The sequence below is a fragment of the Paracidobacterium acidisoli genome (assembly GCF_003428625.2).
GTDB lineage: Bacteria > Acidobacteriota > Terriglobia > Terriglobales > Acidobacteriaceae > Paracidobacterium > Paracidobacterium acidisoli.
Window position 1 is genome coordinate 647,974 of the sequence record NZ_QVQT02000004.1, and the last position, 14,762, is coordinate 662,735.

Below are 14,762 nucleotides of genomic sequence, written 5' to 3' on the forward strand. Positions count from 1 at the left end.
TCCGGCTATCGGCCCGGCGCGCCCGCTGAGGCCGTTCCCGGCGTAACCGCTGGTGTCTGCCCCGGCTGCCCGGGTGCCGCCGCCGGCAACGCCGGACGAATCAGCACTGCCGTGCGCGGAAACGCGAACGATCCGCCGGCATCATCGATCACATTGATCTGGCAGATGTATAGTCCAGGCTTCAGATCGTTCAGCGGCAGATCGAACTGGAACGCCACCGCATCGCGTGCCGGCACATTGATTTGTGTGGCCTGCACCAGCGGCGTCTCAAAGGCTTTGGCCGAGCCGTCCAGAAACTCGATGCTGGTCAGCACGTGAACCGGTGCTCCGGTGGCCGCCTCTGCTCCTGGCTTTTCCCTGTTTCCCTTCGCGTTCCCCTCCGGACCTTTCCCGGCATCGCTCTTTTCCGCAGCGGGATGTGATGGGTCGTAAATCTCATAAAGCAGATACATGTGCTGATCCTGCCGGAAAACATGCGGCAGATTCGGCACCAGCTGCATGCCATCCCGGACCAGCGGACTGTCCTGCTTTTTCCCTGCCTGCACCCGCTGGCTGGCGAGCACCACCGAGCTCATCTTCAGCGGCAGCTTCTTCATGTCCGGAACATTGATGTCTGTCTCGAACGAGCCCATCCGTCCCGTCTCGTTTTCGCGCACGACGAATTTAAGGTGATATTTGCCCGAGGGCAGCGTGAACCCCGTCGTGTACTGGATATTCTTCTGCCGCACCTGCTGTGCCTGATCGATCGCCAGCTTCACCGTATCGCGCACGTCGCCGATATCGTGCCCCGCGGTGTCCTTCACCACGCCAATCACATCCAGCGTCGCCTTGTCGCGATCCCCGCCCTTCACAAACGGAATCTGCGATCCCGGTACCACCAGCGACACCGGTACAAAGAACCGCCCCGCATCCACACGGAAATAGAGCGCCTGCATGTACACCGCAACATCGGTTGCCGGCAGATCGCTCGCCAGCTCCTCATCCAGCTCGCGCTCGCGGTCGTCCTTCGTCGAATGCTTAAAGTCCGCCGGCGCATAGTAGCCCGACCTGTACTCGAGCTTCACATCGCTGCGATTCACCTTGATGCTCAGCCGCCTGTACCGCCCATCCCGCCGCGGATCAGTCGAGTGGAAACCGATCACGTAATACGCCGACGTGTCGCGCTGAATCCTCTCAAACGCCGGTGAAAAATCGTTCGAGTCGAAGAATGCCTTGCCGCCCGTATCCGACGACAGCGTTGCCATCACTTCCTGCGTGTTGAAATTCGAGTCGAAGTTGTTCTGTGTCGCCGCGCCGCTGTATGCGCCCGTTCCTCTCACGCTGCCCGTCGACGCATCCCCCAGTGGAGAAATCGCCTGCAGCCCGCGCGTGTCCACGCTGTAAATCGACAGATTCGACCGCACCGCCGCATTGATCGCCGCATGCAGCGATGCCTGATTCTCAATGCCGTCCCGCTGAATCCCTCCCGAGAAATACAGCAGCGACTTCTTCTCGTTGATATTCGCCAGCGACCGTGAAATATCTTCAATCGCAAACAGCTCGCGGTCCGTGTTGATGTCGTTGTACTCCTGTTCGTCCGCCGTAAAGGAGCTAGCGTCCTCCACCTGGTTCGTCGTGCTCGTCGCGCCCGCTGCAAATCCCGAGCCCTCGTTGCCCGAGTAGCTGTTCACCGCTTTCAGCAGTAGCGGCTTGTTCGCCGTAAAGTCCTGATCGAGCGACAGCGACGTATCCAGCGACACCACCGCCACCAGATCCGCCGGCTGCATCTGTTTGTTGATGTAGTTCCGCGCCGCCTCCTGCGCCCGCTCAATATCCTCCGGCTGCATCGACGTAATATCCCAGAACAGCACGATCAGCCTGTGATTGCGCAGCTCCGCCTGCGTCGCCGTACCGTTCTTCGCTCCAAACACTCCATTCGGAGCCTTCGCATTGATTGTCGCCTCATCCAGTGGAGCCGCCTGATCCACGCTCTCGAAATCGAAGCTCGCAATCCGCTGCGGCTTCCCGTTCTCCTGAATCTGAAAATCCTTTTCCGTCAGCCCGCGAACAATCTCGCCCGTCTTCTTATCGCGCACCACCACGTTGGTCAGCACCAGGTCGCTGTTCACCCGCAGCGTGAATGTCGACGACGCCGGCTGCTCCTGGCTCTGATCCTGCCCCGCGCCCTGCTGTTGCGCAAACCCCGGCGCGGCCGCGATCATCGCCGCCAGCGTCCACATCAGCCCCGGGTGCCTCATCCTTCGCGTGCCTTTCATACACTCCTCATCGCGCTGTCCGTCGTGTCCCTAATCCCCGCCCGGCGAAGGGTGGGAGGCCGGGAAGCCCTCGGTGCATCGGCCTTTCGCTGGCCGCTCTTTAGCTGACCGTTTTTTAGCTGCCCGCTTCACCAGATGACCGCCTCTTAGCAGCCTCTAGTATCTGAACCTCGCATTGAAGCTGAACGTGCGCATCGACCCCGCGCTCGTCACCTGGCCGTAGCTGGCCGACCCCACCGTCGTGTCCACGCCCGAATACTGCACCGTGTTGAACACGTTATCTGCCGTCGCCCGAATCTCGAATGTCTTCGTATCGGCGAAGCGCATCGTCTTCGACGCCGACATATCGACCGACACTTTCCCCGGGCTGTCGATCGAGAAGCGTGACGCCGTTCCATACGTTGCCGCCGGTGTCGTAAACGCATCGCGGTTAAACCAGTTCTGCAGCGATCCCTCTCCGGCAATCCGTTGTCCGGATACGCGATCCGGCCGCAGCGAACCCGTGCTGCCTCTCGCCACATCTTCCGTCGCCGCCGCATACGACGGCGTCAGCGGGTTGCCCGACGCAAGCTGGAACGTCCCCGACAGCGACAGATTTTCCAGCGTCTTCGCCAGCCATCCCGTCGTGATCATGTGCGTGTCCGGTCCGAACGGCAGCTCGTACAGAAAATTGCCCTTCAGGCTGTTACGAATATCGAAGCTCGAGTTCGACTCCTCGGCCAGAATGTTCTGCCAGTTCTGCGCCACCACCAGCCCGCTGCCGCCGTTGCCGCCAACCGAGCTCGCGTCGTCGATCGAGTGCGAATACGTATACGTCGCGCCCAGCGAAATCCCGTTGCTCAGCCGCCTCCGCGCGCTCACCGCCAGCGAGTTGAAATTCGAGAACGCCACCGAATCCTCGTAGTCGTAGTACACGCCGCTCACCGACGTCGTCGCCGTGCGCCCCGGAGCATCCACCACATCCAGCCGCGTTCCCTTCGACCCCGAGTAGCCGAAGTTCAGCACAATGTTCCACGGAATCGTCCGCTGCACATTCAGGTTCCACACCTGCACATACGGCAGCCGGTAGTTCCTGTTCACCGCATAGTTGCCCAGCGTTCCCGGAGAAGGGAAGCCATTCGCCAGCGTGATATTCGCGCCGTTCGTGACCTCGTTCGTCTGCACATCGGCAAACGGAGGCTGAAAGGCGAAATCCTGCACGAACTTTACATACTGTCCCACCGCATAGTTAATGCCGTATCCGCCGCGCACCACCGTGTCCCGCGCCGCCCGCCACGCAAAGCCCACACGAGGAGAAAAATTATTCCGCTCCGGATAGATCAGGTCCTGCGGATACTTTCCCTGGTAGGTCCCGGTCCCGTTCGGCAGCACCGGCGACGGGTCCACCGCATAGAAGTCGTTGCTTACATCAATCGTTGCCAGATGATTGTTGTTCTCCGAATACGGCGAGAAGTATTCGTATCGCAGCCCGTACAGCAGCGTCAGGCTCGGCAGCGCTCTCCAGTCGTCCTGCGCGTAGAAGTCGTATACGTTCTCCCGCAGATACGACTTGCTGTAAGGAGCCTGCAGCGTCGTCTCCTGCGGCAGTCCGAGCAGCAGGTCCGCCAGCGAAGAGCCGCTCGTCGCCACGCCGGTAGCAGCATTTGCGCTCGTTCCCGGAGCCTCCGTGAACAGCCCGGAGAACACATACGTTCCGGTCGAATTCGTATTCCCCAGCAGATCGTCATGCACGCGCCGGAAGTCGCCGCCGAACCGGACATTGTGTTTGCCGTGAATCCATGAGGTCGTTTCGGTGAAGGAGATGGTCTGCCCCGTGCTGAAATTCGGCTGCTGCTCGTTAAAGCCCGTGAACTGGTTCAGCGTCAGGTTCGGCAGGCCGTACAGCAGCGGATTCGACGGCAGGCCGCTCAGCCCTGCCTCGTTGGCGATGTCTGTTCCATTCGTGAAGTAGTTCGTTGTCTGAGAATTGGTGCGGTTCCATCCCAGGGTGAAGTTATTCGTCAGCCGCCCTTTGCCGATCACATATCCCAGCTGCAGCGAGTACTGGTGGCTCTGCTCCTTGCCGCCCAGATCCGGAAAGATATTCAGATTATCCGAAGCTGAATGGCTGTAGTTGTAATTCACGTTGAGCGTCTGGTGCAGCGCGCCGTTGCCCTGTCCCAGCGCCTGCCGGATCATCCCCATCATCGGGCCGCCATTCGCGCTGCTGCCGAAGTTGTGAATGAAGCGCACTCCCACCTTCGTCGTGTTGTCCTGCTGCGAGCTCAGCCGCTGATAGTTCTGCGTGCTTCCCGGCAGATTCGGATTTGGAACATAGCCCAGCAGTGTCGACGCCTGCGTCGCAATGCAGTTTGCCGGAATCGTGTTGTTCGGAAATGGCTGCCCCGGCGTTACGCCGCTTGTCAGGCACGCCGCCGGCAGATTCGACGGTGCATAAATCGTGATGCCCTCGCCCGCCTGCGTCTTCAGGTCCGAGAAGTTTCCGCTACGCTCTTCCGCCGTCGGCACCGTCCCGTAATCGTCCACCGGAGACGATGACCGCTGTCCCGACAGCGTCAAAAACAGAATGTCCCTGGTGTCCTTTGTCAGCAGCTTCGGAATATACGGCGCACCCATGAACGTCAGCCCGAACTGGTTCGTCGCATATCCCGGCTGTGTAAACTCCTGCCCGCGAATCGCGAAGTCCTCTGCGTTCAGCGCCCCGTTGCCGCCCGACCAGAAGAACGCTCCATGCGGCTGGTTCGGCTTGAAGTTCCGGAAGTTTCCACGGAGCCCGCCGCGTCCGCCCCCGCCGCGCCCCCCTCCAAGCCCTCCGCCTCCAAATCCACCACCACCGCCGCGCTGTCCGCCCCCGGCTCCACCCTCTCCACCGTTCAGCGACTGATTCAGCTCCGCCTCATCCCGCATGCGTCCAAAATCGACTCCGGCAAACGGATTCGTCGTTCCGTTCTGTCCGTTCACCGCAACCGATTCGCTCGAGAAGTCGCTGTTTTCGGCAGACGACGGCAGCTGCACGCCGCTGTCTCCTCCCGCTCCTCCTGCCTGGATCAGATCCCGCGCAGCATTCAGCAGGCTCAGATTCTGAGCCCCGCCCAGATACTGCCGGGCCGTCGACGCACTCTCCGTCGTTTGTTCCTGTCGAGCCGCCCGGGAAGCAAGCATCAGCGAAAAATCGGCCGTCTGATCGTGCGATGCGGCATTCAGCAGAGCTTCTTTCGTGTTGTCTGCGAACGCGGCGAAATCGGTTCTCACTACATAGCGTCCGCGCTGCGGAATGGTCAGGGAGTAGTGCCCGGTAATGTCCGTCGTCGTGCTGTATTTTTTCCCGGTCAGGGTGTTGGTCGCCGTCACGCTTACACCCGGCAGCGGCACAGCCCCTGCTCCCTCGCCTGCTTTGATGCTGCCGTGAATCGTGCCTCCGCTCTCAGCGGGAGAGGGCAGAGCCTGTGCTCCCGGGGATGGAGCGGTCTGCACCGGCGCTGGTGTCGAAGCCTGCGGCGCTCCCGTCGCCTGGGCGGAGATCACCGGCGCCACCGCCAGAAGAAATGCGAAAAGAGGATAAAGGCGCACAGCGGATCTCACTGACTCTGCGGCGGAGCCGCAGGTGCCTGACCGCTGCCGGAATCCGCTCCCGGTCCCTGCCCCGTTCCCATGCCGCCGAACCCGCCCCGTCCGCCTCCGCGCTGGCCCGGCTCTATGACGGTCAGTGTCGAGGCAACGAAGTTGCCGCTCTGCAGCGCGCCACGCGCCGTCAGATTATCGCCAAGCTTGATATCGGCCAGCGTAATATCTTCGCGCCGCCGGCGAAACGAAGTGTTCTCGTCCACCGTAATTGTCTGCGTTACCTTGTCAGGGCGTTCGATCGTAATGGTCAGGTCTTTCATGGAGATCACTTTGCCGGCCGTCCACGTTTTTCCGAAATCCGCCCGCATTTTGTCGTACTGTGTCCGGTCGATCACCGCCACAAGGACTGCGCCCACCGTTTTTGCCTTATCGTCGCGGTCCCCGATCGCCATCACCATATCTCCGGCGTGAACATCGGACACTTTGATCTGCTCCCGGTCCTTCCGGAAACGAGTATTCGGCCCCGTCTCGACCTTGAAAACGTCGCCTTCCTCCGTTTTTACCGAAATTTCATTCCCGGTAACGGCCGATACGGTGCCCCGTATACTGTGAGCGGCAAAATCGCCCATCATCCCGCGTTCCTGCTGAGGCTCATCCTGGGCGAGCAGAGCAGGAGAAAATGCCGGAAAAATCAGAGTTACCAGGCAGCCGACAAGAAGAATGCGCCGCATACTGCGTTTCATATCGATTCAATTCTGCCGCCCTGAGGCTCGTGAGGACAGGCGGGCCATACCGATCCAGTGCCCGAATAGACGGGAAAATCCCGTCAGGGGACGCAACCGGAACATCGGGCCCGGGATGCAGGATTCCTGAGCCCAGGCGGCGTTTTGCTGCATCCTTAATGCCGGGCCATTCACCGATATGTTAGCCTGGCGGGCAACGTAAACTGCTGTCTGTCGTTCCCAGAGAAAAAAGAAACAGGGCGCGGAGGGTTGTGGAATGAAGGTGGCAGTCAGGACAGAGGATATGGAAGATGCGGCGGCCGGCCGCAAAGAATATTGTCGCGTGCGGCAGCAGACGGAAGATCTCTGCTCGCCGCTCACCCCCGAAGACATGATGGTGCAGTCCTGCCCCGAGGCCAGCCCTGCCAAATGGCACCTCGCCCACACCACCTGGTTTTTTGAGACCTTTCTCCTCCGCGAATTCCTGCCCGGCTACCGGTCCTTCCATCCCGACTTTCACTGGCTCTTCAACAGCTACTACAACGGAGTCTCCGATCAGCCGGAGAAGAAGCTGCGTGCATCCTTCTCCCGTCCCGGCCTCGACGCCATCCTCGAGTACCGCCACTCCATCGATGAGGCCATGGAAGAACTGTCCTCCCTGGAGATCCCCGAGGCGCAGCGCCGTACGACCCTCGGCCTGCACCATGAGCAGCAGCATCAGGAGCTGCTGGCGATGGATATCAAGCATGCCTTCTGGAGCAATCCTCTTCGTCCCGCATATCAGCCCGAGCCTCTCGCCGTGACGAACAATGCAGCCGGCGGCCTTGTCTGGATCGACGCAGACGGCGGTCAGCGAGAGATCGGTTGTCCGGAGACCGGTGAGGGAAGCGAGCCTTTCTGCTTCGATAACGAGAGGCCGCGCCACCGCGTCTGGGTCGATCCCTTCCGCCTGGCCTCGCGCCCGGCAACCTGTGCCGAGTATTTTGCCTTCATGCAGGATGGAGGCTATAGCCGGCCGGACCTCTGGCTATCCGAAGGCTGGAATACCGTGCAGAGCGAACGCTGGCGGGCGCCGCTCTACTGGCAATGTGACCCCGGCGCCGGAGCCTCGGTCGATGACTGGACCATCTTCACCCTTCGCGGCATGATTCCCCTGCGTCATCTGCTGCAGACACCGGTCTGCCATGTCAGCTTCTTTGAGGCAGACGCCTTTGCCCACTGGGCCGGTATGCGCCTGCCCACCGAGGCCGAGTGGGAGGTCGCCGCTGCCGGAACCCTGAAGGAAAACGCGCCCATCGCAGGCAATCTGCTCGAAAGCGGTGAGCTTCATCCTCTGCCGGTCAACGGTGCGGGCAGCGCAAAGCACGCGCAGCAGTCACTGGACCAGCTCTTTGGAGACGTATGGGAGTGGACCGGGAGTGCCTATCTTGGCTATCCCGGCTTTCAGCCGCTCTCCGGCGCGCTCGGAGAGTACAACGGCAAATTCATGTGCAATCAGATGGTGCTGCGCGGCGGTTCGGTGGTCACGCCGGCATCTCATATTCGCGCTACCTACCGTAATTTCTTCTCACCCGTAACACGCTGGCAATTCTCCGGTGTTCGGCTGGCGCATCGCTGACATCTCATTACGGAACCCTTTTCTCACGGAGGCAATCAGCCGCGCCATGCACATGACATCTTCTTTGCCCAGGCTTCCCGAAGCCGCATCCACTCCCATCGGTTCCGAGGTCTGGCGCGGTCTGACGTCATTCCCCAAATCCCTTTCCCCCTGGCTGTTCTATGACGAGGAGGGTTCGCGGCTCTTCGAGGCCATCACCGAGCTGCCCGAGTACTACCCCACCCGGACCGAACGGGGCATCTTCGCCCGTTATGCCGATGAAATGATTGCTGCCTGCGGCATGCAGGATCTCACGCTGGTCGAGCTCGGTGCCGGTACCGCCACCAAGACCGGTCTGCTGCTCGAGGCTGCGGTGCGCCGGCAGGGAAGTCTGGTCTATCACCCCATTGATGTCTCCGAATCGGCCCTCGGCGAAGCCACGCGGCGCATTGAAGCGGAGATCCCCGGCGTGAGTGTGTGTCCCCGCGTCGCCGATTACACCCAGGGCCTTGGCTCGCTTGATGCCTCTTCAGGGCAGCTGCTGATCCTCTATATCGGATCGAGCATCGGCAATTTTGAGCCGCAGGAGGCGGTCCGCCTGCTGCGCGGCGTGCGCCGCCAGATCGCTCCCGGCGACCGTCTGCTGCTGGGTGTCGATATGGTCAAGGATCGTGGCACGCTCTGCCGGGCCTACGACGATGCCGCAGGAGTCACCGCGGCCTTCAACATGAATGTTCTCACCCGGATCAACTGCGAGCTGGGAGCGAGCTTCCGTACGAAGCTCTTCCGGCACCGCGCGCGATGGAACGAGCAGTACTCGCGCATGGAGATGCATCTCGAAAGCCTGCTGGCGCAGACCGTCGCGATCCCCGCTCTTGATCTCGAGATACGCTTTGCCCGCGGTGAGAGCATTCACACCGAAAACAGTTACAAATTCACCGATGCGAGTGTGACTGCGCTGCTCGAACAGGGCGGCTTCCATGTCAGCCGGTCATGGACCGATGAGGCGGGCTGGTTTGGCGTCTATATGGCAACAGCGTAGCCGCCGGTTTTCATCTTTCAGCAGAATCTGCGAATCAGCTCACTGCGTTCGGCAAAGACGGCGGCGTCGTTAAAGCGCCGTCCGTTCGTTGCCGCCTCGCGAATCAGTTCGCGCAGCGTTTTGCGGTCCGATGCGAGCTCCGCAATACGCCGGCCGAGCCCCTCCCAGTCATGGATCGCCACAAAGCTGCCCCCTCCGTGGCCGAGCGTCAGGTCCGTGGCGAATTTATTCTCATAGCCCACAATCGGCGTGCCTGAGATCAGCGATTCAAGCAGACAGCGCGGCGACTCCGGCGTGACGTGCGTAAAGGCCATCATGTGCGCGGCGCGAAGCCGGGCCAGCAGTTGCGCGCGATCCCTTAGAAAACCCGGCAGGCTGACAATATCGCCCAGCTTCAGCCGTTCGACCTCGGCCTCGGCCTCTTCCCGCAGCGATCCCTCGCCAAACCAGACAGCCTCCACCGGTGCGCCGGCGTCGCGTGCGACAGCCACTGCCTTCAGCCAGTCCAGCGGCGCTTTCATTGGGTCCAGACGGCCCGCATAACAAAGACGGATCTTCTCTGCCGTCTCCACAGTGGCCAGCTTTGCTTCCAGCGTTGTCTGGTCGATTCCGTCTTCCGGCCGCGTATGCACATCGTGAATCAGATGATTCTCCCGGCACCACGGCGAATAGACGTGATAGCAATCCGATCCATGCCACAGGCCCAGCGAGCAGCGGCGAATCAGGTACCGGTGATAGGGCTTCATCAGCGCGGCAATCAGCCGTGCCTTCATCCGCCGCGGGAAGGATGCGTTCTTTGTGACCTCGAGCAGAACTTCGTGCTCCACCCGGTCGGTGTGGATGGCAAAACGCCGCTTCTGCCGGATCGCCTCCAGGCACGCCACCGCCGCCCAGTCGCCCACCAGTCCGCCGATCGCAAACTGCAGATACCCGCTTTTGCTGATCCGCTCGCGCAGCAGCTCACGCGTTGCGCGATACTGGCCGGTAAAGGCGCGAAGGCCATATGCCCACGGCAGCGGAACAAAGGTCAGCGAGTTCCGTGAGGCAATCTCGGAAACCGGCTTCCACAGGACCGAGGTATTTCCCGCCGCAAGATGCTCGGGAATCACCGGTGCCGCGACCACCACATGGGCAAAGCTGTCCGACCACCGGTTGAGCCCGTTGCAGGCCTGCTCCTCGAAGTAGAGGTTGCCGTCAATCTGTCGAAAGGGAACCGGCAGTACAAGCAGCATGGAGCCGTCCTGAACGACGGCCTCCTCCTCGAAAACCGGCATCTCCCGGCGAGTCTCACTTCCCTGTGGGCTCACGCTGCCAGTGTACCGTGGCGATTGTCTATGCCGTGTCAGAATCTGTCGCGAGACCGCGTCTCAGCCGGGGAAAGACAGCGCTCGATTTTCATCGGAAAAATGGCCGGATCATACCGTCCACATATTCGGAAAACCCGTCAGTCGCTTACAGCATTACCGATTCTCACAGCGTTATCGATTCCTGGTACTCGCCGAAGACACTCCGCAATGTCGAAGTGATCTCGCCGACGGTCGCACAGCTCTCTGCCGCCTCAAGGATCGACGGCATCAGATTACCGCCGTTGCGAGCATGCTCCCTGACCCGGTCCAGTGCGGATTGCCAGCGCCCGGCGTCGCGCCGCTGGCGCAGAGCCCGCACGCGCTCCACCTGCCGCCGCTCCAGCGTCTCGTCAATTCTCTGGATCGGAACCGGCGGCTCTTCTTCCCGGCTGAAGCGGTTCACGCCCACCACCACGGCCTCGCCCGAGTCGATGGCCTGCTGATATGCATAGGCCGCGTTCTGAATCTCCTGCTGCACCCATCCGCGTTCAATGGCGCGCAGCATGCCGCCCATCGCCTCGATGCGGTCGAAATAATCCTGCACCTGCCGTTCCATCTGCATCGTCATCGCCTCAATGCAGTACGACCCCGCCAGCGGGTCAACGGTCTGCGCCACGCCGCTTTCGCATGCAATCATCTGCTGCGTGCGCAGAGCGATTCGCGCCGCCTCCTCTGTCGGCAGCGCCAGTGCCTCGTCGTACCCGTTCGTATGCAGCGACTGCGTGCCGCCCAGCACCGCCGCCATCGCCTGCACCGCCGTGCGCACAATATTGTTCTCCGGCTGCTGCGCAGTCAGCGTCGAGCCCGCTGTCTGCGCGTGAAAGCGAAGCATCCACGAGCGCGGATTTTTCGCGCCGAAACCCTCGCGCATCCGGCGCGCCCACACGCGCCGTGCGCAGCGGAACTTGGCAACCTCTTCCAGAAAGTGATTGTGGGCGTTGAAAAAGAACGACAGCCGCGGTGCAAAGCGGTCCAGATCGAGCCCCGCATCGAGCGCCGCCTGCACATAGGTCATGCCGTTGGCCAGGGTAAAGGCTACTTCCTGCGCCGCCGTCGATCCCGCCTCGCGCATGTGGTAACCGGAGATGGAGATCGTGTTCCACTCCGGCACCTGCTCGCTCGCCCACGCGAACATATCGGTGACGATGCGCATCGCGTGCCGAATGGGAAAGATATACGTTCCGCGCGCAATGTACTCTTTCAGGATGTCGTTCTGCACCGTCCCGGAGAGCCTGCTCACATCGGCTCCCGCCCGCTTCGCCACAGCGATATAGAGCGCGAGCAGAATACTCGCCGTCGCGTTTATCGTCATCGAGGTCGAGATGTGGTCGAGGGCGATGCCGTCGAACAGGCGCTCCATGTCCTCGATCGAATCGATCGCGACACCCACCCTGCCCACCTCGCCCAGCGCCATCGCATCGTCGGAGTCGTAGCCAATCTGTGTCGGCAGATCGAAGGCGACCGACAATCCCGCCGTTCCGCTTGCCAGCAGAAACTTATAGCGGCGGTTGCTCTCCTCCGCGTCTCCCATCCCTGCGTACTGCCGCATCGTCCACAGCCGGCCCCGGTACATCGTGGGCTGAATGCCGCGCGTGAACGGATACTCTCCCGGATAGCCGAGATCCCGCTCCGCATCGAAGCCGGCCGCGTCCAGATCTTCCGCCGTATACACATGCTTCGGGATGTTGTCGTCGGCAGGCATGAGAACTGCTTATTGTAGCGGGACGCCGGCGTTCCGGTGCACCGGGAAACAACCTTGTCATCGTGTCAGATTCAGTGCATGATGATCTCCCCCGGTGCGCGGAAAGGAAAATTCATGCCTGATCCCATTGAACACGTGATCGTCCTGATGCTGGAGAACCAGTCTTTCGACCGCATGGTCGGCCTTACCCCTGACGTAGACGGGGTAAACCCGCAGGCACTGCATTCCAATCCGGATTCGATTACCGGACAGCCGGTTTTGCAGAACCTCTCCACGCAGCCGCGCATGGATTTCGATCCGCCTCATGACTATGACGACGTTATTACGCAGATTCAGGGAACCGGGCAGCCCTGTTCCGGCTTCGTCAATGCATTCCTTCGCAACAATCCGAAGGGCAACGCCGGCGAAGTCATGGCTTATTACGACAGCTCCCTCCTGCCTTCGCTTGGAGCGCTCGCCCGAGAGTTCGTCACCTGCGACCGCTGGTTCTCCTCGGTTCCTGGTCCCACCTGGCCGAACCGCTTTTTCCTGAACAGCGGAACCTCCCTGGGGCACATCGACATGCCGAGCCTCGCTCACTTCGATCCCGCCGTTCATCTGTATAACCAGCCAACCGTCTTCGAGCGTCTTTCGGAGGCAAATAAGAGCTGGCGCATTTACTTTCACGATTTTTCGCAGACAACGCTGATGATCCGTCAGGAGCTCTACGCTCTGAACTACCGTTACATGCCTTCGTTCTATCTGGATTGTGAAGACGAAGCGAACTTTCCTCAGTACACATTCATCGAGCCGAAGTTTTTCTGGCCCGGCGAAAATGATCAGCACCCCGTCAGCGACATACGTCGCGGAGATGCCCTGATAGCAAGTGTCTACAACGCAATTCGCAAAAACGAAAAGCTGTGGAGCAGCTCGCTGCTGGTCATCCTTTACGACGAGCACGGCGGCTTTTACGACCACATCGACCCGCGCGATCCCGCCTTCAGAAAAACCGCCGTTCCACCGGACAGTCATCAGACGCCGGAGCATTTCGCCTTTGATCTTTATGGATTGCGCGTGCCCGCCGTGCTGGTGTCCCCGCTTCTGGATCACGGCGTTCTTCATGGTGTGTACGACCACACCAGCCTTCTGCAGTACCTCACGCAAAAGTGGGGTCTGGGACCGCTCGGTGCCCGCACTGCCGCCGCAAAGAGCTTTGCCGATGAGCTGGTCTGGCGATCCGCTCCGCGCGATCAAACCACGCAGGCGCTCAGCGTGGTGCAGGTGCCTGAAGATCCGAAGCCAACCGGTCTGAGCGAGCATCAGCAGGCGCTCGTGTCGTACAGCAGATACCTCGAATCAAAGATGGCCGGCGAAAAGGTGCCCGGTCCTGACAGGCAGAACTTTCTGCAGCAGGTTGGAGAGCGCCTTCTTTCCGCTGTTGAAGATGTCGCGAACCACGGACCGGTGGCCGCCGAAAGACTGCGCCTCTATCTGAACTCCCGGGGCGCGCAGCTTCCACCATCCACTCCTGCAGCGCCCCCGCAATAAGCCGCCGTACTCCGCCCGTACTCGCTGCCCTGAGCTTAAGGCGCAGGGGTAGCAGTGGGCACGCGCGTCACGGTCGCCGTGATATCCACCGGAGCGGGAGCAGGAGCCTGTGCCGTCACCGGCGGCTGATACTTCTGCAGACCTGCCAGATACGTCGTCAGATGATGCGCATAGGTAATATCGAGCGGCTTAAAGCCGCCATGCACCAGGATCTCCGTGCCCACGTGCTCATAGGGCGGCGGCAGCGGCACCTGAGGAACCGCGTCCATGAAGTTCACGATGCGGAAGCTGCCCGGAACCCACTGGTTGAAGGTCCTCGCAAAGACCGGGTCAGTGGTCCGCGGACCGGCAAAGGTGATCATCTGTGGCGTCGGCTTCAGTCCGGAGTGCCGCACGATATCGAAGGCGGCCAGCACGGCGAGCGCGCCTCCCAGGCTGTGCCCGGTGACGAAGATCTGCTGCGCGCCCGTGCAGGGAGCCGCGGCAAGCAGTTGCAGAATGCTGTCGCGGATCTGCTCGTAGACGATCTGAAATCCCATATGAGCGAGACCTGCGCCGGGCTCGGGCAGATACGGCAGCGGCGCGGCATCGAAATCTCCCAGCCACTCCCAGATCGTCTTCGTTCCCCGGATCGCGACGATGACGGACTTCAGCGGATCGTTCCAGGCAATCAGCCCGAAGATGCTGCTCTCCGATACCGCGGCATTCGCAATCCGCTGCTGGTCCGCCTGTGCCTGCGCCATCGCCTGAGCGCCTTTACTGGCATCGGCTTTAATCGTGTCCACCATGACGTAGCCCTCCGGAAGGGCGAGCGGAGGAGCAGGGACGCTCATGACCAGGTAAGCAGCATTCGCTGCCGGATACATGGTGTTGAGCACAAAATTCTTATCGAACGCTGGAGCGGCCATATTCACCTCGTTCGGAACGGGCCTGAGTGGGGGAAGAGCACCGGAGCGTGGAGTCCGGTCCGCACCGAGTTAGTCGATTTCTGCAGAATAGTGTGCCCG

General features: G+C 61.2%; 9 protein-coding genes. 3 read left to right on the forward strand and 6 right to left on the reverse strand.

What is annotated here, in order from left to right:
* Positions 1–5: 5 nt before the first annotated feature.
* The 3 genes from D0Y96_RS13895 to D0Y96_RS13905 all read right to left on the reverse strand — a co-directional run bounded on the left by D0Y96_RS13895 (position 6) and on the right by D0Y96_RS13905 (position 6,562).
* Complete coding sequence (locus D0Y96_RS13895) at positions 6–2,255, reverse strand: VWA domain-containing protein (RefSeq protein WP_252263752.1); 2,250 nt, start codon at positions 2,253–2,255, stop codon at positions 6–8.
* A 156-nt stretch (positions 2,256–2,411) separates the two neighbouring features.
* On the reverse strand, positions 2,412–5,825 hold the full coding sequence (locus D0Y96_RS13900; protein WP_350449072.1) for a TonB-dependent receptor domain-containing protein: 3,414 nt from the start codon (positions 5,823–5,825) through the stop codon (positions 2,412–2,414).
* Positions 5,826–5,833: 8 nt separating this feature from the next.
* Positions 5,834–6,562, reverse strand: a complete 729-nt coding sequence (locus tag D0Y96_RS13905) for a DUF5666 domain-containing protein (protein ID WP_147325070.1) — start codon at positions 6,560–6,562, stop codon at positions 5,834–5,836.
* 256 nt (positions 6,563–6,818) lie between these two features.
* On the opposite strand from D0Y96_RS13905, the gene egtB reads away from it, so the two are divergent.
* Both egtB and egtD read left to right on the forward strand, forming a co-directional pair.
* Positions 6,819–8,159, forward strand: a complete 1,341-nt coding sequence (egtB, locus tag D0Y96_RS13910) for an ergothioneine biosynthesis protein EgtB (protein ID WP_252263753.1) — start codon at positions 6,819–6,821, stop codon at positions 8,157–8,159.
* Between the two features lie 46 nt (positions 8,160–8,205).
* Entirely contained in the window at positions 8,206–9,180 is a 975-nt protein-coding gene (gene egtD, locus D0Y96_RS13915) for an L-histidine N(alpha)-methyltransferase (RefSeq protein WP_252263754.1), read from the forward strand.
* Between the two features lie 17 nt (positions 9,181–9,197).
* Here the strand turns inward: egtD and D0Y96_RS13920 are convergent, their stop codons facing one another.
* Together D0Y96_RS13920 and D0Y96_RS13925 are read right to left on the reverse strand one after the other, a co-directional pair.
* Positions 9,198–10,454, reverse strand: coding sequence for a glycosyltransferase (locus D0Y96_RS13920; protein ID WP_117300852.1), 1,257 nt, complete (start codon positions 10,452–10,454; stop codon positions 9,198–9,200).
* Positions 10,455–10,650: 196 nt separating this feature from the next.
* Positions 10,651–12,228: an acyl-CoA mutase large subunit family protein gene (locus D0Y96_RS13925; RefSeq protein WP_117300854.1), complete on the reverse strand. Its 1,578-nt coding sequence runs from the start codon at positions 12,226–12,228 to the stop codon at positions 10,651–10,653.
* 114 nt (positions 12,229–12,342) lie between these two features.
* On the opposite strand from D0Y96_RS13925, the gene D0Y96_RS13930 reads away from it, so the two are divergent.
* Positions 12,343–13,755, forward strand: a complete 1,413-nt coding sequence (locus D0Y96_RS13930; RefSeq protein ID WP_158562391.1) for an alkaline phosphatase family protein — start codon at positions 12,343–12,345, stop codon at positions 13,753–13,755.
* 35 nt (positions 13,756–13,790) lie between these two features.
* Here the strand turns inward: D0Y96_RS13930 and D0Y96_RS13935 are convergent, their stop codons facing one another.
* The gene (locus D0Y96_RS13935) at positions 13,791–14,663 is read right to left on the reverse strand and encodes a lipase family protein (protein ID WP_117300858.1); all 873 of its coding nucleotides are present in this window, start codon (positions 14,661–14,663) and stop codon (positions 13,791–13,793) included.
* Positions 14,664–14,762 lie beyond the last annotated feature (99 nt).

What these genes read in the sequence shown, in the direction of transcription:
- D0Y96_RS13895 (WP_252263752.1), bottom strand. Translation starts at nt 2,255, where the DNA reads ATGAAAGGCACGCGAAGGATGAGGCACCCGGGGCTGATGTGGACGCTG.
- D0Y96_RS13905 (WP_147325070.1), bottom strand. Translation starts at nt 6,562, where the DNA reads ATGAAACGCAGTATGCGGCGCATTCTTCTTGTCGGCTGCCTGGTAACT.
- egtB (WP_252263753.1), top strand. Translation starts at nt 6,819, where the DNA reads ATGAAGGTGGCAGTCAGGACAGAGGATATGGAAGATGCGGCGGCCGGC.
- egtD (WP_252263754.1), top strand. Translation starts at nt 8,206, where the DNA reads ATGCACATGACATCTTCTTTGCCCAGGCTTCCCGAAGCCGCATCCACT.
- D0Y96_RS13920 (WP_117300852.1), bottom strand. Translation starts at nt 10,454, where the DNA reads ATGCCGGTTTTCGAGGAGGAGGCCGTCGTTCAGGACGGCTCCATGCTG.
- D0Y96_RS13925 (WP_117300854.1), bottom strand. Translation starts at nt 12,228, where the DNA reads ATGCCTGCCGACGACAACATCCCGAAGCATGTGTATACGGCGGAAGAT.
- D0Y96_RS13930 (WP_158562391.1), top strand. Translation starts at nt 12,343, where the DNA reads ATGCCTGATCCCATTGAACACGTGATCGTCCTGATGCTGGAGAACCAG.
- D0Y96_RS13935 (WP_117300858.1), bottom strand. Translation starts at nt 14,663, where the DNA reads ATGGCCGCTCCAGCGTTCGATAAGAATTTTGTGCTCAACACCATGTAT.